General features: G+C 52.4%; 20 protein-coding genes. 11 read left to right on the forward strand and 9 right to left on the reverse strand.

Translation table 11 applies throughout. The features are described from left to right. Window positions 1-71 precede the first annotated feature (71 nt). On the reverse strand, window positions 72-968 hold the full coding sequence (gene cynR / locus C3432_RS04140) for a transcriptional regulator CynR (RefSeq protein ID WP_103775395.1): 897 nt from the start codon (window positions 966-968) through the stop codon (window positions 72-74). Window positions 969-1077: 109 nt separating this feature from the next. Here cynR and C3432_RS04145 point away from each other — a divergent pair, with 109 nt between their 5' ends. Genes C3432_RS04145 through C3432_RS04160 form a run of 4 tightly spaced genes read left to right on the forward strand, consistent with a single transcriptional unit; the run spans window position 1078 to window position 3940 of the window. Next, window positions 1078-1737, forward strand: coding sequence for a carbonic anhydrase (locus C3432_RS04145; RefSeq protein WP_103775396.1), 660 nt, complete (start codon window positions 1078-1080; stop codon window positions 1735-1737). A gap of 35 nt (window positions 1738-1772) precedes the next feature. After that, window positions 1773-2243 (forward strand): cyanase, encoded by a 471-nt coding sequence (cynS, locus tag C3432_RS04150; protein WP_103775397.1) that lies wholly within the window; start codon window positions 1773-1775, stop codon window positions 2241-2243. Between the two features lie 60 nt (window positions 2244-2303). Beyond that, a complete protein-coding gene (locus tag C3432_RS04155) occupies window positions 2304-2762 on the forward strand; it encodes a nucleoside deaminase (RefSeq protein ID WP_103775398.1) in 459 nt (152 codons plus the stop codon). Continuing rightward, the gene (locus C3432_RS04160; RefSeq protein ID WP_103775399.1) at window positions 2759-3940 is read left to right on the forward strand and encodes a cyanate transporter; all 1182 of its coding nucleotides are present in this window, start codon (window positions 2759-2761) and stop codon (window positions 3938-3940) included. The genes C3432_RS04155 and C3432_RS04160 overlap by 4 nt, the downstream gene beginning before the upstream one ends. A 27-nt stretch (window positions 3941-3967) precedes the next feature. On the opposite strand, the gene pgtA is transcribed toward C3432_RS04160, so the two are convergent. Genes pgtA through pgtC form a run of 3 tightly spaced genes read right to left on the reverse strand, consistent with a single transcriptional unit; the run spans window position 3968 to window position 8461 of the window. Then, window positions 3968-5215 carry a two-component system response regulator PgtA gene (gene pgtA, locus C3432_RS04165; RefSeq protein ID WP_103775400.1) on the reverse strand — a complete coding sequence of 416 codons (1248 nt, stop codon included), beginning with the start codon at window positions 5213-5215 and terminating at the stop codon, window positions 3968-3970. Further along, entirely contained in the window at window positions 5205-7199 is a 1995-nt protein-coding gene (gene pgtB, locus C3432_RS04170; RefSeq protein ID WP_181012878.1) for a two-component system sensor histidine kinase PgtB, read from the reverse strand. Before pgtB ends, pgtA begins: the two co-directional genes overlap by 11 nt. Before the next feature lie 11 nt (window positions 7200-7210). Then, entirely contained in the window at window positions 7211-8461 is a 1251-nt protein-coding gene (gene pgtC, locus C3432_RS04175) for a phosphoglycerate transport regulator PgtC (protein WP_103775402.1), read from the reverse strand. Window positions 8462-8834: 373 nt separating this feature from the next. Here pgtC and pgtP point away from each other — a divergent pair, with 373 nt between their 5' ends. Further along, window positions 8835-10226, forward strand: a complete 1392-nt coding sequence (gene pgtP, locus C3432_RS04185) for a phosphoglycerate transporter PgtP (protein WP_103775404.1) — start codon at window positions 8835-8837, stop codon at window positions 10224-10226. 128 nt (window positions 10227-10354) lie between these two features. Here the strand turns inward: pgtP and C3432_RS04190 are convergent, their stop codons facing one another. Continuing rightward, on the reverse strand, window positions 10355-10597 hold the full coding sequence (locus C3432_RS04190; protein ID WP_103775405.1) for a YfdY family protein: 243 nt from the start codon (window positions 10595-10597) through the stop codon (window positions 10355-10357). A gap of 434 nt (window positions 10598-11031) precedes the next feature. Between C3432_RS04190 and lpxP the strand changes: the two genes are divergently transcribed. After that, complete coding sequence (lpxP, locus tag C3432_RS04195) at window positions 11032-11952, forward strand: kdo(2)-lipid IV(A) palmitoleoyltransferase (RefSeq protein WP_103775406.1); 921 nt, start codon at window positions 11032-11034, stop codon at window positions 11950-11952. A 353-nt stretch (window positions 11953-12305) separates the two neighbouring features. Continuing rightward, complete coding sequence (gene ypdK / locus C3432_RS04200) at window positions 12306-12377, forward strand: membrane protein YpdK (protein ID WP_010723117.1); 72 nt, start codon at window positions 12306-12308, stop codon at window positions 12375-12377. A gap of 51 nt (window positions 12378-12428) precedes the next feature. On the opposite strand, the gene alaC is transcribed toward ypdK, so the two are convergent. Then, complete coding sequence (gene alaC / locus C3432_RS04205) at window positions 12429-13667, reverse strand: alanine transaminase (RefSeq protein WP_103775407.1); 1239 nt, start codon at window positions 13665-13667, stop codon at window positions 12429-12431. A gap of 385 nt (window positions 13668-14052) precedes the next feature. Here alaC and ypdA point away from each other — a divergent pair, with 385 nt between their 5' ends. Genes ypdA through C3432_RS04220 form a run of 3 tightly spaced genes read left to right on the forward strand, consistent with a single transcriptional unit; the run spans window position 14053 to window position 17371 of the window. Continuing rightward, entirely contained in the window at window positions 14053-15750 is a 1698-nt protein-coding gene (gene ypdA, locus C3432_RS04210) for a two-component system sensor histidine kinase YpdA (protein ID WP_103775408.1), read from the forward strand. A gap of 14 nt (window positions 15751-15764) precedes the next feature. After that, on the forward strand, window positions 15765-16499 hold the full coding sequence (locus C3432_RS04215) for a LytR/AlgR family response regulator transcription factor (protein WP_103775409.1): 735 nt from the start codon (window positions 15765-15767) through the stop codon (window positions 16497-16499). A 14-nt stretch (window positions 16500-16513) separates the two neighbouring features. After that, a complete protein-coding gene (locus C3432_RS04220) occupies window positions 16514-17371 on the forward strand; it encodes an AraC family transcriptional regulator (protein WP_103775410.1) in 858 nt (285 codons plus the stop codon). An 85-nt stretch (window positions 17372-17456) separates the two neighbouring features. Here the strand turns inward: C3432_RS04220 and C3432_RS04225 are convergent, their stop codons facing one another. Continuing rightward, on the reverse strand, window positions 17457-17939 hold the full coding sequence (locus tag C3432_RS04225; protein ID WP_103775411.1) for a cold-shock protein: 483 nt from the start codon (window positions 17937-17939) through the stop codon (window positions 17457-17459). A gap of 297 nt (window positions 17940-18236) precedes the next feature. Here C3432_RS04225 and C3432_RS04230 point away from each other — a divergent pair, with 297 nt between their 5' ends. Further along, on the forward strand, window positions 18237-18935 hold the full coding sequence (locus C3432_RS04230) for an RluA family pseudouridine synthase (protein WP_103775412.1): 699 nt from the start codon (window positions 18237-18239) through the stop codon (window positions 18933-18935). Between the two features lie 7 nt (window positions 18936-18942). Here C3432_RS04230 and C3432_RS04235 read toward each other — a convergent pair whose 3' ends face one another. Both C3432_RS04235 and C3432_RS04240 read right to left on the reverse strand, forming a co-directional pair. After that, complete coding sequence (locus C3432_RS04235; protein ID WP_103775413.1) at window positions 18943-19482, reverse strand: DUF2058 domain-containing protein; 540 nt, start codon at window positions 19480-19482, stop codon at window positions 18943-18945. 122 nt (window positions 19483-19604) lie between these two features. Next, on the reverse strand, window positions 19605-20486 hold the full coding sequence (locus tag C3432_RS04240) for a LysR substrate-binding domain-containing protein (RefSeq protein ID WP_103775414.1): 882 nt from the start codon (window positions 20484-20486) through the stop codon (window positions 19605-19607). Window positions 20487-20576 lie beyond the last annotated feature (90 nt).

Below are 20576 nucleotides of genomic sequence, written 5' to 3' on the forward strand. Positions count from 1 at the left end.
GTCATTCCCCTTCTAATTTTTATGCACATTAATTGCATAAAAATACACATTATAATTTCTTTATGCAATCACTATGTGGGCGACTTGTATGTCCTGTGCGCCATGTCCCGCGCCATATCGACGAACGCGCGTGAAGCAGCGGTTCGCCACGCCCCTTTTCGCTGCATCAATACTGCCGTTCGCTCCAGTAACTGCGGCGTGAGGGCGATTGCGTTCAGATCGTCACTCTGCGCGGCAATGGCTGCCGGAAGCAGCGTTGACAGCGACGTACGACGTACCAGCTCCAGTACGGCGCTAATCGAGTTGGCCTCCATCAGCACCTGCGGGCGTACCCCCACCTGCCGACAATAGCGATCAATCTGTTCCCGGGTGGCAAATTCCGGACTCAGTAATATCAGCTTTTCACTATTGAGCACGTTTAACTCGACACTCTCTTGCTGTGCCAGTGGATGATGGTTCGCCACCACCAGCGCGAGGCTTTCGGTCAGCAAAGGCTGCGCGTCGATATCCTGAGAGTGAACTTCCTCGAAAGCAATGCCGATATCCAGTTCGTCATTAGCCAGCAGCGCTTCAATCTTATCCTGCGACATCTCCCTGATCTGTAACGTCACGTTGGGATAGCGACGGTAAAACGCGGCAATCAGAGGCCCGATAAAATAGGCAGTGAACGTCGGCGTGACGGCAACTCTCAGAGAACCGCGACTCAGATCTTCCACATCATGAATGGCGCGTTTGCCCTCTTCCAGTGACTGTAGAGCATGACGGGCATAACCCAGATAAACCTCGCCCGCGTCGGTCAGCCGGGTCGTGCGACCACTGCGATCGAATAACTGCATCCCCAGCGTCTCTTCCAGCTGTTTGATTTGCTGCGAGAGTGCGGGCTGTGAGACATGCAGCGCCGCCGCTGCACGGGTAAAACCCTGGTACTCTGCGACGGCCAGAAAATAGTGAATATGGCGGAATAACATGGCCTGACCTATAAGTATTTCCAATGGACTCTATTATAAATGAGTCTTTTATCTTATGGAATGAAGCGCGTAGCCTGTGTCCAAAGCATTGCAAGACAGAGGATTAATCGTGAAAGAGATTATTGACGGCTTCCTGAAATTTCAGCGCAACGTGTTTCCTGAACGGGCTGAACTGTTCAAACACCTGGCCACCCGGCAAAATCCGCGTGCGTTATTTATCTCCTGCTCAGACAGCCGACTGGTGCCTGAGCTGGTCACCCAGCGCGAACCCGGCGATCTGTTTGTGATCCGCAACGCGGGCAACATCGTACCGTCATATGGCCCGGAACCCGGCGGCGTCACCGCCTCAGTGGAATATGCCGTCGCCGTGCTTCGGGTAACGGATATTGTTATCTGCGGCCACTCCGATTGCGGCGCCATGACCGCCATTGCAGGCTGTCACTGCATGAATACCCTGCCAGCCGTTGACCACTGGTTGCGCTATGCGGATTCCGCCCGCGTGGTCAACGAATCACGAACTCACGGCTCGCTCCAGGAGAAAACCGCGGCGATGGTGCGCGAAAACGTCATTGCCCAGTTAGCCAATATCCAGACCCATCCATCAGTGCGCCTTGCGCTGGAAGAGGGACGCATCGCCTTACACGGCTGGGTGTATGACATTGAAAGCGGCAATATTGCCGCCTGGGACGGTGCAAACAGACGGTTTGTTTCACTGGCAGAAAACCCCGACACCTGCGCAGTATCTCAACGCCCGCAATCGGCAGCCTGAGCGAATTTTCTTAACCTGTAAACAGAGGTTCCAACATGATTCAGTCACTCATTAATCGCGATATTCGTCTGGCTCTGGCAGATCGGATCCTGCTTATTAAAGCCAAAAAAGATTTCACGTTTGCCCAGCTGGCTGACGGCACCGGCCTGTCTGAAGCTTTTGTTACCGCCGCCCTGCTCGGCCAGCACGCGCTCCCGGAGCAAGCGGCACGCCTGATTGGAGAGAAACTGGCGCTCGACAGCGATGCCGTTCTGTTGTTACAGACCATTCCGCTACGCGGCACTATTGACGATCGCGTGCCGACCGACCCGACGATATATCGTTTTTATGAAATGTTGCAGGTCTATGGCACCACGCTAAAAGCGCTGGTTCATGAGAAGTTTGGCGACGGTATTATCAGCGCTATCAATTTTAAGCTGGACGTGAAAAAAGTGGCCGATCCGGAAGGCGGCGAGCGTGCGGTCATTACGCTTGATGGTAAGTATCTGCCGACGAAGCCATTTTAAAAGAACAGAGCGATACGCCCACGCGTATCGCCCCTCCCCACACGGTCACAGGAGTACACGATGTCTTCACATGAACACTATCTGCAACAGGCGCTGACGCTGGCAGCCCGCAACGTTGAACAGGGTGGACGCCCATTTGGCGCCGTGATTGTGCGCAATGGCGAAGCGATAGCACAAGCTGTCAATACGATGCACCTTGATGACGACCCCACCGGTCACGCAGAGCTGAACGGTATTCGGACGGTTTCCGCGCAGTCCGGTAGCGCTGCGCTACGCGACTGCGTTGTCTATGCCAGCGGGCAGCCCTGCCCAATGTGCCTTAGCGCAATGTATCTTACGGGGGTGAAAGAGGTCTGGTTTGCCAACAGTAATGCCGATGGCGAACCATTCCGGCTCTCTACCGCCGCCATTTATCAGCAGTTGCGGTTACTTACTGAGCAACAGAGTTTACCCGTTCATCATCTTCCACAGCACAACGGCATTGCCCTTTATCAGCGCTGGGCCGAAAAACAGTCATGAATAAATCATCCCGCCCGGTCCTGATGTTGCTGGTTCTGGTACTGATTGGCCTGAATATGCGTCCGCTCCTGACTTCCGTAGGGCCGTTGCTTCCACAACTGCGCGCCGCCAGCGGGATGAGCTTCGCCGTCGCATCTCTGCTCACGGCATTGCCGATGATCGCAATGGGACTTCTGGCGCTGGCCGGTGGCTGGATCACCTTGCATATTCGCGAGCGCAACAGCGTGGCGCTGAGTTTACTGATGATTGCCAGCGGCGCGTTATTGCGCGAACTTGCGCCTCACAGCGGGCTGCTACTGAGTAGCGCCCTCCTGGGTGGAATCGGCATCGGCGTGATTCAGGTGGTTATGCCGACGGTGATTAAGCGCCTTTTTCCTCGTCGCATGCCGCAGGTCATGGGCCTGTGGTCTGCCGCACTGATGGGCGGTGGCGGACTGGGGGCCGCGTTAACGCCGTGGTTCGCCCGGCACAGTGAGGTATGGCACCAGTCGCTGGCATGGTGGGCGTTACCCGCCATGATTGCGCTGTTCGGCTGGTGGATGCAGAGTCGTACGCCAGAAACGCCGCACCACAGTGCGGCAACCAGCGCCACCCGCATCGTGCTCAATCCGCGCGCCTGGACGCTGGGCCTCTACTTTGGCGTGATTAACGGCGGTTATGGCAGCCTGATTGCCTGGCTACCGCCTTATTACATCCAGCAGGGAGAAAGCGCGCAGTTCAGCGGGACGCTACTGGCGTTAATGACCGTGGGGCAAACCGCAGGCGCGCTGATTTTGCCGATGCTGGCGCGCCACCGGGATCGCCGTAAGCTGCTCCTCTTCGCCCTTGCGCTACAGTTGACCGGTTTTTGCGGTTTTATCCTCTGGCCCGCACAGTTGCCGATCCTTTGGGCGGTCACCTGCGGCATCGGTCTTGGTGGCGCCTTTCCGCTGTGCCTGGTTCTGGCGCTCGACCACGCCAGCCATCCGGCGATCTCCGGTAAACTGGTCGCCTTTATGCAGGGTATTGGCTTTATTATTGCCGGACTCTCACCGTATCTTTCCGGTATTTTACGCAGTAAAAGCGGGGATTTTCTGCTCGACTGGACGTTTCACGCTGTCTGCGTGGCCGCTCTGATGCTGCTCACGCTGCGCTTTATCCCCGCTCGCTATCCGCAGGAGTGGTCGGTCACCGAATAAGGCGTATATACGCCTTACAGACCGGCATTAAAATTTATAATGCTCTTTGCTCAGGCCATATTTTTTCATTCTGAGATAGAGCTTTTTACGCGGGATTTGCAGGTATTCCGCAACTTCATTGATGCGCCCCTGGTGGATATTAAGCGCTTCGGTGATGATCTGCCGCTCAACGTCTTCAACCCTTCGGTCCAGAGGCGTCGGTTCGCCAACGTGCATTTGCGGGTTCGCCGCCTCCGCGAGCGGCAAGACGCCAACGGCAAACAGTTCCGCCGCATTCGCCAGTTCGCGCACGTTGTTTAGCCATACCCGACGCATCATCCCTTTCAGCAATTCATTATCCACGCCAGGAACCGGGTGATTCAGTCGCTGACAGGCTTTCTGTAAATAGTGATGGAACAGAGGCTCAATATCATCAGGTCGCTGTGACAACGGCAGGCAGCCGATTTGGGTCATGGCAAAACAGTAATAAAGCTCCGCCACAATGCGACTGGTGGATGCCAGCTCGACCAGCGAGGTATTGCCAATGCCAATCAGACGAAATGGACGTCGCTCCAGGCTCTGCAACTGCACCAGATGCTGCTGCTGTTCGCGCGTCAAATGTTCCGGATGGCTTAACACGAGCGTCCCGCCCTGCGCCTGTGCGATCAGCTCATCAAACTGGCGCACATTGTCAGGCGTCAGTTCCCGAAAAACCAGGGGGCCTTGTGCATTACGTCCTAACTGGTGCAGATAGCGCGCGCCGGTCATCCTTCCGGTTCCCGGCTCGCCATAAAACCAGACCGCAATATCCGTTTCCGCCAGTTGCTCCAGGCGTCGGCGATATTGACCGAGCCATTCACTGCGCCCGATCAGCTCAACCAGGAGCTTCTGCTGACAGTACTGGCGGCGGGCAATCACCGATCGCCTCTGGCGTAACGCCTCTTCCACCAGGGACAGCAGCCTGCCGGGATCCACCGGTTTTTGCAGGAAATCCCACGCCCCTTTCTTTACTGCGTCAACCGCCATCGGCACATCGCCGTGCCCGGTAATGAGCAAAATCGGCAACTGTTGATCATCCTGATGAAACAGCGTCATCAAATCAATGCCGGAACAGCCGGGCATACAGACATCGCTCAGCACGATACCGGGCCAGTCTTTCTGTACCCACTGTCTGGCATCAAAGGGATTGTTGCAGGCGCAAACCTGATATCCCGCCTGTTCAAGCAGCTGCGTGTAGGCATCAAGAACATCAGCATCGTCATCAATCAGCAGAATTGAACATTCATTACTCAACATCATGTAGATCCATCAAATTGAATTGCAGTACAACGCACGCATTACGCGTCAGCGTTGATGCCAGACGAAGCTCCCCTTCTATTTGCGTCATTAGCGAAACGCAAATAGAAAGGCCGATGCCAAGCCCAACATCTTTACTGGTGGTAAACGGTTTCAACAACGACGGCAGCAGGGCTTCCGGCCAGCCGGGACCGTTATCGGCAATCAGCACACAGAGCGCACCGCCCTGAACTTGCCAGCTCACCGTAATTTTTGCCTCCACCGGGCAGGCGTCGAGCGCATTGGCCAGCACGTTGACCAATACCTGCTGGATCCGCACTTCATCACCGCGAACCCAAACGCTGTCGTCAGGAAGTAATATCATCCCGTGCTGGGGCTTATGGCGCATCGCCAGCAGCTCCCACGCCGCGCTAAACGTCTGGCGCAAATCAACCGGATGCAGCGGCGTTTCCAGCTCTGCACGGCGGGTAAACTGACGTAACGAACGAATAATTGCATCAATACGGTTAATCAACCCTTCCGCTTTGGCTAAGGTTGTTCGCGCCTGATCGGCGTGCCCTTGTTCAATCGCCCTTCCTGCGGTGAACAGATACATCGACAGTGCGTTCAGCGGCTGATTGATCTCGTGGGCCAGCGTGGTCATCGTCTGCCCGACCACGGCCAGTTTTGCCGTCTGGATCAGTTCGTCCTGGGTGGCACGCAGATCCGCTTCAATCATTTTTCGCTCCGCGACCTCCAGCTCAAGCTGCTGTCGTTGAGCGCTAAGCTGTCCCAGCGTGTGGCGAAGCAAACCGGCGATGCGTCCCAGCTCATCACGTCCATAAACCGGTATACTGGCATCCGTTCGGCCTAACCCAATCTGTACTACCGCCTGATTCAGCGCGGTAAAACGCTTCACCAGCCGCGAGCGGATAAAGTAGTGGTTAAGCCCCCACGCCAGCAGCAGCGCCAGCAACGTCGCTACCAGAATCAATGCGCCACTGACGCGAACAATTTGCTCCATACGCTGATTGAACATCTGCATTTGCTGGTGGCTACTGCCAAGCTGGACCTCCAGTAATGCCCTGAACCGCCCAAGCGTCTCTTCTCTGGCCCGGCTGGCGTCCACTAACGCTTTTTGCGCCGTAACGTAGTCGCGCAGGGTGTCCGGCATCTTATTTTTCACCATCCCGACCTCCAGCAGCTCATCAATAGTCTGCCGCAGGGTGATGGTGCTTGGCCAGTCGTCCAGCGCACGGATATTTTCATCCGCCGTTTTCTTCAGGTTTTCGAGATAACGGATGTGCGTCTCGACCATCATCCCATCATCATTGCCGGATTTAAGCTCGTTAAGCCTGTCGCGGAGATCGTCAACGATTTGATTCTCGATACGGGCGAGGGTGTAGACCTGCTGCTGCTCATTCTGTACCTCGCGGGAGCGTTTCAGATATTGCGACGCATCGCCCTGCCGGGATTCAATCTGATCGAGCAATGTTCCCTGCTGCCAGGTGAAATCCTGTACCAGGGAATTCAGTTCAGTGTTGAAGTCATCATGCAGCCAGTCAATACGCGCCGACAGCTCGCTCACTTTTTCACGGACCAGGAACATGTTGTAGAGCGCTTTATCCAGTTCAGAAAGTAGCGCCCGACTGTCCTGTAAAATCACGACCAGCTGCTGGCGTTCCGGGGAGGATAACCCCTGACTGAGCCGCTCTATCTTATCCAGATGCTGAATAATCTGATTACGCAACTGGAGCCGGACAGTGGTATTCGGCGCCAGCAAAAACTCATTGAGCTGATCCACCACCAGATTAAGGTTCCCTTCAATCTGAAAAGCAGAGTGGATGCGGGGAAAATACTCATCCAGCGAGTAGCGTATCTGTGAGCTTTGCTCATGCCAGGAGTAGAGACTGACGCTACTGACAATCAGCGTCAGCAGCGCCCCCATTAAAAACGCCCCCCGCAGACTGCTACTGATACTGATTTGCCGCAGGCGTTGCAGCAGTGACCCGCTTTTCATTTCAGCTCTTCCAGTTTGTTGATCGCCTGACGCTGGTTATTAAGAAACCAGAGCTGCCACTCCATCATTTGCTGTTCCGCAAAGCTTTTATTGTCGAACCGGGCCAGCCAGGCCCCATCTTCGCTACTTGCCGCATCCACCGGAATGCGGGTTAACAGGGCGCGGATCTCAGGCAGCGGACGCTTCAGCCGCGCCTCCGCGCTGTGCAGCGCCCGCCAGGCATCTTTCAGCTGCGCAAGACGAAAGCTGATGGCGGTATCAAACATGCGCTGCACCAGCCGCTGTCGCTTCAGAATCAATTGATAATTTAACGGCGGTTGATTCATCAGCACCGCCTGTTGCGCCGCACGTGGGTTATCTGCCGCCAGGGGCGTAACCGGATATTTTCCCGTATTGGCATCGGCAAGGATCCGCTGCCCTTCCGGGCTTAGCAGGTAGCGAATAAAACGCCGCGCTTCGCCAGTATGCTGGCTGTTCTTAAGAACAGCCACATAGGTTGGCGAAACGGCTGACTGCGGAAAATAGGTGAAAGCCAGGTGCGGATCGTTCAGCAATAAATTGGCATAGTTATCAATCACCGGTCCCGCCACCCCCAACCCGCTTTTGATCTTATCCGCCACGCCAAAGCTGCGTGATGAGATAGTCACAAGGTTTCCGGCACTCGCCAGCAGCGTTTCCCACCCCTGCGTCCAGCCTTTTTGTTGTAACAGTGATTCCACCATCAAATGGTTGGTATCCGAACGCGACGGGCTGCTCATCAGTAACGTTCCCTGATACCTGGGATCGGTCAAATCATCCCAGTTCACCGGCGCGGGAAGATGTCTGGCCGCCAGCGCCGGACGGTTAATCAGTAAACCAAAGCCTGAAATTGCCACAGCGACAGACGTTGAACGGATGGATTCCGGCACCAAATGCTGGCTGACGGGCGGAGCACCATCGAAAGCGGCGAGCTTCTGATGCTCCTGTAGATGCTGGAGCAGCATCGGCGACGACGTCAGGATCAGATCGACATTTTCCGCATTTGCCGCGTCAAGCAACTGCTCCAGCGAAGCGCTGGTACGGTTGAGCGTGCGGATCATTACCGATCCCGGCTCCGTCTGCCAGCGTTGAATAATCCACGCGGTGGCACCGGGCGAAAATGTCGTTGCCATCACCAGTTCATTGCTTTGTGCCGCACAGGGTCCGAACGCTGCCCCCAGCAGCAGCGCGAGCGTTTTGCTAAGAATCCTGGCCTTGCGAAGAAACATGTTTGTGATCCCGTTCATAAATATCGATTTGTCGCAAAAATAGTATTGAGACAAAACTTACCCGTTTATAACGACTGGCTGACAAAAGAAGGCGGCTGCGGAAATATCCGCTTGAACGCCCGAAAATATCAGTCCAGATTACCAGAGAATGAACAGGGAATTTGTTAATATCCGCACAGGCCAGGGATAAAATCAGGTGAAAATTAATTCCCCCACGTTCCCATCATTCATAAAGAGTCAAAAATAACCTTTTAACTCATCATTTTGAGTCAATTTTGACACATTTCGTCGACTTGAGTTTCCCCACGGCTTATTTCACTCTTCATGTCGAAAACTCCTGATGTTCATATCAATATAAAATACAGGTGACGACATGTTATCAATATTAAAAACAGGGCAATCGGCGAATAAAGTTCCTGATGAAAAAATTCAGGCAACATATAGTCGATACCGTATGCAGGCGCTGCTTAGCGTATTTCTGGGTTATCTGGCGTACTATATCGTGCGTAATAACTTCACCTTATCCACGCCGTATCTGAAAGAGCAGTTAGACCTCAGCGCCACACAGATCGGTCTGCTCAGCAGCTGTATGCTCATCGCCTATGGGATCAGTAAAGGCGTAATGAGTAGCCTTGCGGATAAGGCCAGCCCGAAAGTCTTTATGGCCTGCGGCCTGGTGCTCTGCGCGATTGTCAACGTTGGGCTGGGCTTTAGTACTGCTTTCTGGATCTTTGCCGCACTGGTCGTGCTTAACGGTCTGTTTCAGGGAATGGGCGTTGGTCCCTCTTTTATTACTATCGCAAACTGGTTCCCCCGTCGGGAACGTGGTCGCGTCGGCGCATTCTGGAATATCTCGCATAACGTCGGCGGGGGCATTGTGGCACCCATCGTCGGTGCGGCGTTTGCCATTCTCGGCAGTGAGCACTGGCAAAGCGCCAGCTACATCGTGCCGGCCTGCGTGGCGGTGCTTTTCGCATTCATCGTTTTGCTGCTTGGAAAAGGCTCGCCGCGAGAAGAAGGGCTGCCTGCGCTGGAAGAGATGATGCCGGAAGAAAAGGTGGTACTGAATACCCAACACGCCGTAGCCGCACCGGAGAACATGAGCGCCTTTCAGATCTTTTGTACCTACGTCCTGCGCAACAAAAATGCCTGGTATATCTCTCTGGTTGATGTGTTCGTTTACATGGTGCGCTTTGGCATGATTAGCTGGCTGCCTATCTACCTGTTGACGGTTAAGCATTTTTCCAAAGAGCAGATGAGCGTCGCGTTCCTGTTTTTTGAATGGGCGGCAATCCCTTCCACCCTGCTGGCCGGCTGGCTCTCAGATAAATTGTTTAAAGGACGCAGGATGCCGCTGGCGATGATCTGCATGGCGCTGATTTTTGTCTGCCTGATCGGTTACTGGAAAAGTGAATCCCTGCTCATGGTCACGATTTTCGCGGCGATCGTGGGTTGCCTGATTTACGTCCCACAGTTCCTGGCCTCCGTGCAAACCATGGAAATTGTCCCCAGCTTTGCCGTCGGTTCAGCCGTTGGCCTGCGCGGATTTATGAGCTACATCTTTGGCGCTTCGCTGGGCACCAGTCTGTTTGGTGTGATGGTGGACAAAATGGGCTGGCACGGTGGTTTTTATCTGCTGATGGGCGGAATTGTCTGCTGCATTCTGTTCTGTTATCTCTCACACCGTGGTGCGCTGGAACTCGAACAACAGCGTAAAAAAGTTCAGCAAGAAGAAAGCACGCTGACACTGGCCGATGCACAATAAGCGTTAAACGCTAACACCTCAGGAAAAGAAAGTGCCAGCATACTGGCACTTTTAATCATAGAGACAGTTAATACAGGAGAAATATCTTAACTTAATATTTAATTCTCATTAATAGTACGGCAAATCAATTAACGCTTTCCGTATCCCACCATAAAGCGAATGATCAAACCACATGCCGGAGCAAGAAAAAGAAACAAGCCTGTGACCATTTCATTACCCGCAGTTAACCACATTGTAAAACAGTAAATTAAAGCCGCGAGGATAACCATGCCAATAAAAGACGTTATTGCCCGGGAGATGCCCATTACCTGACCGATATAACCACTGACGCCCACAATACTAAACGCCAGAAAAGCCCATAAGTAGATCATCGCAATACCTCCTGTCTGCTGCCAGAGCCTCTGTAAGTACTTACTCCTTCTACACTTTCTATTTTAAGATAAACCTTATAAACAAAGCAAACTCCATAACAATTGCACAACAATTTCGTTAACGATTTTTGCAACCGGAAAATGCCGTTTAGATTCTTTTATGTTATTAAAAACAATGAATTATAAGCAGACTCATGAAGCGGCTCGTGAACATAGAAATATTTACGCTTCTTGATTAATTATTTCTGGCTGATATTAATCCTCTGGTGATACATTACACAACCAGCATTCATGGATCTCGTGGTTTTGTCCTGACGTATTTTTACACTATTTACAGGAACCATTGTCGTACATGATGGCCTAATAATTAAAGTGTACCGCTGTAGACAATGAATCTTCTGCGATACAACAGTCCGTATCTACAGAAGGTGTTTATGTTTCCACAATGCAAATTTTCACGCGCGTTTCTGCATCCGCGCTACTGGCTTACGTGGTTTGGTCTTGGCGTACTCTGGTTGCTGGTGCAGCTCCCCTATCCTGTTTTGTGTTTCCTCGGTACGCGTACCGGCACGCTGGCACGCCCATTCCTGAAGCGTCGCGAATCGATTGCCCGTAAAAATCTGGAGCTTTGCTTCCCAAATCACTCACAGGAAGAAAGAGAGCGAATGATCGAAGAAAACTTTCGTTCGCTCGGCATGGCGCTGCTTGAAACGGGCATGGCCTGGTTCTGGCCCGATCGCCGCGTACGCAAATGGTTCGACGTTGAGGGCCTGGATAACCTGAAAAACGCGCAGGCGCAACACCGTGGCGTCATGGTCGTTGGCGTGCACTTTATGTCACTGGAGTTGGGTGGCCGGGTCATGGGACTGTGTCAGCCGATGATGGCAACGTATCGTCCACACAACAATCAGCTGATGGAGTGGGTCCAGACACGCGGTCGGTTGCGTTCCAACAAAGCCATGATCGGCAGAAACAATCTGCGCGGCATTGTCGGCGCACTGAAAAAAGGCGAAGCCGTCTGGTTTGCCCCCGATCAGGATTATGGTCCGAAAGGAAGTTCTTTCGCCCCCTTCTTCGCAGTGAAAAATGTGGCAACCACCAACGGTACCTGGGTGCTCTCCCGTTTGTCCGGCGCGGCTATGCTGACGGTGACAATGGTCAGAAAAACGGATAATTCAGGTTATCGCCTGTTTATTACGCCAGAAATGGAAGGTTACCCGGCAGAAGAAAGCCAGGCTGCCGCCTATATGAACAAGATCATCGAAAAAGAGATTATGCGTGCGCCTGAGCAATATCTCTGGATCCATCGACGCTTTAAAACCCGCCCTTTGGGTGAAGCGTCGTTATACATTTAAAAAGGCCGCAAGGCCTTTTTTATTGTCTCCCTCCCTCCGCCCTGCTTAATAAGCTTGATAAATATAGGGTTTTTTAGCGTCGCTGAATAACGATTTATTACCGTCAGAAATTATACTGTCGCCGAATCCCGACACTTGTAAGTTACTAAAAGTAAAAAAGAAAATGCCTCTTGTCTGACTCCATTTTTAGGCGTACATTAGCGCCGTCTGGAGCGATAAAGCACAGAATTCCGAGGTGATGCCAGACGCGCAAAACGAGAGAGTCTCCGTTTTGCCACCGCTGGCATCAGCTCTCTGTAATCAGGTAAGTAAATTCATTCAGGCGTATCAGTGACGACGCGGAGAGATGAAACGTGAAATATTTCTTTATGGGCATTTCATTTATGGTCATTGTCTGGGCCGGTACTTTCGCCCTGATGATCTAAATAAAAAGATGCAGCAAAAAAACAGGAGCCTTTGGGCTCCTGTTTGCATTTCTATTCGGCACTCTCAGTGGCTGACTTCGTGCCGACCGGCAGTAAGCCATCCGCACGGAACATCGATTTGATCCCCCTGACTGCCTGACGGATACGATCGCGATTTTCAATCAACGCAAATCGGACATGCGTGTCGCCGTAATCTCCAAAGCCGATACCGGGTGAAACACACACTTTAGCGTCATTGAGCAGCTTTTTGGCGAACTCCAGCGAGCCCATCGCCGCATAGGGTTCCGGGATTTTTGCCCAGACATACATCGAGGCTTTCGGCGTCTCCACCATCCACCCGGCTTCGTGCAATCCTTTAACCAGCACGTCCCGACGCCGTTTGTACTGCCCGGCGATGTCGCGCACACACTGTTGATCCCCCTCCAGCGCTGCAATGGCCGCCACCTGTAGCGGCGTAAAGGTACCATAGTCGTGGTAGCTCTTAATACGCGCCAGAGCGCTAACCAGCGTTTTGTTACCCACCATAAAGCCGATACGCCAGCCCGCCATGTTGTAACTTTTCGACAGGGTGAAAAACTCCACAGCCACATCGCGCGCGCCCGGCACCTGCATGATCGACGGCGCTTTCCAGCCATCGTAAACAATATCGGCATAGGCCAGGTCGTGAACCACCAGCACATCATAACGTTTTGCCAGGGCGACCACTTTTTCGAAGAACTCCAGCTCAACGCACTGTGCCGTTGGGTTTGACGGGAAACCGAGGATCATCATCTTTGGCTTCGGATAGCTTTCGCGAATCGCCCGCTCCAGCTCACTGAAAAAATCGACGCCTTCCACCAGCGGTACGGAGCGTACCTGCGCACCAGCGATAACCGCGCCGTAAATATGGATGGGGTAGCTCGGGTTCGGCACCAGCACCGTGTCACCGTGATCGAGTGTCGCCAGCATCAGATGCGCCAGCCCTTCTTTTGAACCGATGGTAACAATGGCTTCTGATTCCGGATCGATCTCCACGTCGTAGCGCTCCTGATACCAGCGGGAAATCGCCCGACGCAGGCGCGGAATACCACGAGAGGTTGAATAACCGTGCGTATCCGGGCGCTGCGCCACGGTACAGAGTTTTTCGACAATGTGAGGCGGCGTGGCGCCATCCGGATTCCCCATGCTGAAGTCGATAATATCTTCGCCACGCCGACGCGCAGCCATTTTCAGTTCAGCGGTGATGTTGAAAACATAGGGAGGGAGACGATCAATACGCGTAAAGCGACGTTCAGGGCGGGAGTCAGCCATAATATCCTCAGAGTAACGTTAGCGCCCGGACCGTCCGAGCGACGCTGCCACGATGGTGGCACGCTTAGAAAATAGCCTGATTATTTTCCTTCTGTCGAGAGGTAAGCGAAAATATTTTTCTGTAGCCAAAAGGGGATATTCAAAACTAAAACGGGAAGTAAAGTATTTTTCCATCGGTATATAATCACCATTATTTAACATTTTATTATTAAATACATTACGTTGTGTTCGGTTCTGGCGGACGAGATATTGTAAATACAACAATAACGCAACAATCCCCTTTTAAAAGTGTGGTTTTTCCTCATTACCCCCATGCTGCGGGCATACTGGCGATCCGGGTTCAGGTTACTTATCATAGTGTTTTATCCCTGTCGCAGAGTCATCCGTGCACGAAATATTCAATATGCTGCTGGCGGTATTTGACCGGGCAGCGCTAATGCTGTTCTGTCTGTTTTTCCTCATCCGCATCCGCCTGTTTCGCGAACTGTTGCACAAGTCAGCACACTCTCCCAAAGAGCTGCTCGCAGTGACCGCCGTTTTCTCGATGTTCGCCCTGTTCAGCACCTGGTCAGGCGTACCTGTTGAAGGCTCGCTGGTTAACGTCCGTATTATTGCCGTTATGTCGGGTGGCATTCTGTTTGGCCCGTGGGTGGGGATCATCACCGGCGTTATTGCTGGCGTTCATCGCTATCTTATTGATATTGGTGGTGTTACCGCCGTCCCCTGCTTTATTACCAGCATTCTGGCAGGCTGTATCTCTGGCTTAATCAACCGTAAAATCCCAAAAGCGCAGCACTGGCGAGTGGGGATCTTAGGTGGAATGCTGTGCGAAACGCTGACCATGATACTGGTCATCGTCTGGGCGCCCACCATCGACCTGGGGCTGGATATTGTCTCGAAAATAGGTATCCCGATGATACTGGGCAGCGTCTGTATTGGCTTTATCGTCATGCTGGTACAAAGCGTTGAAGGGGAAAAAGAGGCCAGCGCCGCGAAACAGGCCAAGCTGGCGCTGGATATTGCCAACAAAACGCTGCCGCTCTTTCGCCATGTGGATAGCGAATCGTTACGTCAGGTGTGCGACATCATCCGTCATGATATCCACGCCGATGCGGTTGCTATCACCAACACCCGGCACGTGCTGGCCTATGTTGGCGTGGGGGAAATTAATTATCGCAATAACGATGATTTCATTAGCCCGACGACCCGGCAGGCGATAAATTACGGGAAAATCATTATTAAAAACAATGATGAAGCGCACCGTACACCAGAGATCCACTCGATGCTGGTGATTCCGTTATGGGAAAAAGGCGTGGTAACCGGCACGCTAAAAATCTACTACTGCCATGCGCATCAGATCACCTCCTCATTGCAGGAGATGGCAATAGGCCTGTCGCAAATTATCTCTACACAGCTGGAGGTTTCCCGCGCCGAGCAGCTGCGGGAGATGGCAAATAAGGCAGAGCTGCGGGCGCTGCAAAGTAAAATAAATCCCCATTTCCTGTTTAATGCGCTGAACGCGATCTCATCGTCGATTCGCCTGAATCCGGACACCGCGCGGCAGCTCATTTTTAATTTGTCGCGATACCTGCGCTATAACATTGAATTAAAAGATGATGAGCAGATCGATATCAAAAAAGAGCTGTATCAAATCAAGGACTACATCGCCATTGAGCAGGCCCGCTTCGGCGATAAACTGACCGTTATTTATGATATTGATGAAGAAGTGAGTTGTTATATTCCGAGCCTGCTAATCCAACCGCTGGTGGAGAACGCGATTGTTCACGGTATTCAGCCCTGCAAAGGGAAAGGCGTGGTTACCATCAGCGTTGCCGAATGCGGTAACCGGGTACGCATTGCCGTCAGGGATACCGGCCACGGTATCGACCCAAAAGTCATTGAACGCGTGGAGGCGAACGAAATGCCCGGTAATAAAATCGGCCTGCTGAACGTGCACCATCGCGTTAAGCTTTTATATGGAGAAGGGCTGCATATTCGTCGCCTGGAACCTGGTACAGAGATTGCGTTCTCTGTGCCAAACCAGCGCTCTGCGGATGCCGTTCCGGCCACGTTATTGCTTTAACCCGGAGTTGATTTGTGAAAGTCATCATCGTTGAAGATGAATTCCTGGCCCAGCAGGAACTGAGCTGGCTGATTAAAGAACACAGCCAGATGGAGATTGTCGGCACGTTTGACGACGGTCTGGACGTGCTGAAATTTTTACAGCATAACCGCGTTGATGCCCTTTTTCTGGACATCAATATTCCTTCTCTGGATGGCGTACTGCTGGCACAAAACATCAGCCAGTTCGCCCATAAGCCGTTTATTGTCTTTATTACCGCATGGAAGGAGCACGCGGTAGAGGCCTTCGAGCTGGAAGCCTTTGATTACATTCTCAAGCCGTACCAGGAATCACGCATTGTCGGAATGCTGCAAAAGCTGGAGACAGCCTGGCAACAGCAGCAGGCAGGGACGACGCCAGCCGGATCCGTCATGCGGGAGAATGATACAATCAACCTGATCAAAGACGAGCGGATCATCGTCACGCCGATCAACGAAATCTACTATGCCGAAGCACACGAAAAAATGACGTTTGTCTATACCAAACGTGAGTCGTACGTGATGCCGATGAATCTCACCGAATTTTGCAGCAAACTTCCGGCTGCGCATTTCTTTCGCTGCCACCGGTCATTCTGCGTGAATCTGAATAAAATCCGGGAGATTGAACCCTGGTTTAATAACACCTACATTCTGCGGCTCAAAGACCGGGAGTTTGAAATTCCAGTCAGCCGGAGTAAGGTGAAAGAGTTCAGGCAGTTAATGCATTTATAGCGCGGGAAAGAGTAATGAAAGAGCCAGGCTTACCAGCAGACCAACAATTTTTTGCCGATCTGTTCAGCGGCCTGGTATTAAACCCCCAGCGTCTCGGCCACGTCTGGTTTGCCACCCAGCCCACCAGCTTACCCGGCGGCAGCTTATGCCTTGATTTTCCCCGCCTGGACATTGTGCTGCGCGGCGAATACGGCAATCAACTGGAAAAACGTCAGCATCACCTCAGCGAAGGCGAGATGTTATTTATTCCAGCCCGCGCCGCCAACCTGCCAGTCAGCGATAAACCGGTCATGTTGCTGGGTCTGGTCTTTGCTCCCGCCTGGCTGGGGGTGTCGTTTTATGATAACCGCACCACGTCCCTGCTGCGTCCGATCAGACGTATCGAGCTGCCACACCTGCAGCGCGGCGAAGGCGAAGCCATGCTCACGGCGCTCACCCATTTGAGCCGCTCGCCGCAGCAGCAGGACGTCATTCAGCCGCTGGTGCTCAGCCTGTTGAATCTGTGCCGGAACGTGGTGAGTACGCGCCCGGATTCACCGCTTCCACGTTCAGAATTCCTTTACCAGAGTATGTGCAACTGGATCCAGGACAATTACGCCCAGCCGTTAACCCGTGACAGCGTGGCGCATTTTTTTAATATCACGCCAAACCATCTATCCCGCCTATTTGCCCGGCACAGCACAATGAGTTTTGTGGAATATGTCCGCTGGGTACGTATGGCGAAAGCCCGAATGATTTTACAGAAATATCACCTGTCGATCGGAGAAATAGCGGAACGCTGTGGATATCAGGACAGCGACTATTTTTGTCGCCTGTTTCGCCGTCAGTTTGGTCTGACACCGGGGGAGTATAGCGCGCGTTTCCAGGGATAATGACCGGATGCCGACGCGCCGGAGTTACTCCATGACGCCGAAGTTCTGCCGATGAATGACGCAGAATTTCGGCACGGATTCAGCCTTAAACCTTGAGCAATTTCACCGTAGCATCCACGTCTATCTCATCTTCAGAAAAGATCAACGTCGATCCCTGAAACGTGGTGATCGCCAGTTTTTTTAGCGAGCGCATTTCACCTGGCTTAGCCTCTGATTTCGGCCTGATGCTGCTCATCAGTACCCCCACAGACAGCACCGCATTCTCTTTATCGATACGGGTATCGGCAGGCACTTCTTCGTGATAAACCAGATAAGACTTAATCGACGTCAGCTTCAGACGCTCGCCCGCGATATAGATGTATTTGCTTTCCGGAATAACCTTCACGGCATAGGCTGACAAACCTTTATTATTGGTCGTAGGCTCAAAAGTCACCGCCGCGTCTTTCTTAATCAGCTCAGGATTGGCAACCTTAATCACATGAAAATAACGGTTATCGCCGTTTTCATCTTTGATAAATCCAAAACCTTTATCTTTAAACCATGTTGTGATCGTTCCGTTCATCGCCATTACCACCTGATTAATTGTTTATACTCTAAATAATTCGAGTTGCAGGAAGGCACCCCCGCAGGGGCGATGCCCAGGGATGGGCCGGGTAACAAAGCCAACGCACCAGCAACCTGAAGTATGACGAGTATACTCAGTTTTTGCAGCGCGCAGTGTAAAGCACAACGCCTGCGCAGACTATGCCTTTGGCTTAAGTCTGGATGATAAATTTCGGCTATGCGAGCGAGGGAGAGCCCCCCGATTCGCCAGTCGTGGGAAAATTGGTTATTATCCGTTCCCCTTATCCATCCGGACAGCCTGATGTCTCCGATTGTCGATACTTTTATTGCCCCGCCCTGCCATGAGCAGATAGAGATTCTCTGGCAGGATGATCACCTGGTGCTTATCAATAAACCCAGCGGACTGCTCAGCCTCTCAGGGAAAAATGCGCAAAATCTCGATTCGGTGCATCATCGGCTGGTCCAGCGATTCCCCGGCTGTACTCTGGTCCACCGTCTTGATTTCGGCACTTCCGGCCTCATGGTCATTGCGCGTAATAAGGCGATTAATGCCGCGCTCTGCCACCAGTTCAGCCAGCGCACCGTCACCAAAGTCTACAGCGCGCTGCTTTGCGGACACCTGGCCGACAACGAAGGGGTGATAGACGCGGCAATTGCCAAAGACCCGGCGCGGTTCCCGCTGATGTCGATCTGCTCAATCCACGGTAAACCCGCCCGCTCCCGGTATCTGGTCGTGGAACGCTTTTATCACGCCCTGGAAGACGGAACCTTATTGCCGCTGACGCGAGTACAGCTCACCCCGGAGACCGGACGCACTCATCAGCTACGCATTCACTGTCAGCTGTCAGGACACCCTATTTTGGGCTGTGACCTGTATGGTGGTCGCCTGCTGCCAGGCACTGAGCAAACGCCACGGCTGATGCTTCACGCCAGTGAGTTGCAGTTTGTACATCCCATCAGCAAAGAGTTAATTAAAGCCCGTCATGCCCCTGCGTTCTGAAAGCGGTTTACCACATCAGATCGTCGGGGACTTTGAAATCGGCATACGGATCGTCCTCATCTGCCTCTTCCTGGCTTAGCGCACTATTTAAAACGATACTGTTTGCATCTCGCTGCGCAATTTTATCGGCCACGATCGCAGGGATAATCGCATATTCACTCTCACCACTGCCGTCAGCCACCAAACGCGCAATAGCAAGACGGCCGCTGATCAGCTGAGTCTGAGTCGCCTTATCGACGGCGACCTTTTTAATCACGTTATTATCGGTAAAGTTAAAATCAATATCGCCTCTTGAAACGGTAATCCTGTTCATTTCAATAAGTTGCTTCACCTGGGCTTTGTATTCTTTGGCTAATGCGGCTTGTTTTTGCTGCTCGCTGAGCTGCTTATCGCGCTCGAGCTGCGCTTTTTTATTTTCTTCAACCGCTTCTCTTGCCTCACGAGCCTGAACGCGTGATTTTTTAGCCGTTCTCTGGACTTTGGCCATTTTTTTGCTGCTCACTAATCCCGCTTTTAGCATCTGCTCTTGCAAGGTAAGTTTTGTCATTGTCGTATCTACACTCGCTGAAAAATTTGGAGAATTATACACGAAATTATTCGATTTTCAGGCAGGCGGTGACGCAACAAATCCCCGCCAGGTGACCTGGATAAGTGAGACGCTAACACAATTTAAACAAGCTGAGTGACTAACCCGAGATACGCTTTTACTGTTTCACCAGGCTCCTGACTGCGGCTTATAAGGACAAGATTAGCGGTTAAATCAGGTTCATTCAGACGGCGATAAACCAGGCCTGGAATATGTACCTGTTGCAAAGGCGCGGGGATCAATGCCAGCCCCAATCCGGTTGCAGCGATAGCCAGAGTGCTCAGCGTGCTTCCTGAACGATAAGCAATATGACAATTCGTCCCAAGCCTCTGCGTAAGCAGCACAAACAGATGCTCATGCGTGTCATGGGCTTCATAGAGAACAAGAGGTTGCCCGGCAAGCATTTCGATCGTTAAACAGGAATGCTTAACGAGGGAGTGATCCTCAGGAAGTGCAACGAGGATTTCCCAGTCACCAATGCTTCTGACGGCAATGTCGGGTACCGCAATATTACTGTGCGCCGGGGTATAACCCACATCCAGAAGTCCTGTAAGAATGGCATCGACTTGTTCCTGTGGGCCAACTTCCCGGATAGTCAGTTCTACATCTGGAAAGTTCTTATGAAAAAGGCGCAGGTCAGATATCAACTTCCCACTAAAGATGGCATTCCCGGCAAATCCCACGCGTAGCCGACCCGTTTCTCCGCGAAGAGAACGTTCCGCAGTACGCCTGGCGTGTTCAGCCTGCTCAAGTATCCGCTTTGCTTCAATCTGCATTAATAACCCGGCCTCGGTAAGCTCAACCCGGCGACTGGTACGGATAAAAAGCGCGCCTCCGAGTTCAGCCTCAAGCGCCTTAATTTGCATACTCAGCGCGGGTTGAACGATGTTAAGCCTTTCGGCGGCGCGACCAAAGTGGCCCTCCTGGGCGACAGCCAAAAAGTAACGCAGGTGTCGTAATTCCATATCCCTCCAGCAATCATAAAAAATGATTAATTAATAACATCCATATATTTTATCTTATCCATTTTATCCGCCAAACTGAATTCAATTGAA

This window comes from Citrobacter amalonaticus (genome assembly GCF_002918555.1).
Lineage (GTDB): Bacteria > Pseudomonadota > Gammaproteobacteria > Enterobacterales > Enterobacteriaceae > Citrobacter_C > Citrobacter_C amalonaticus_A.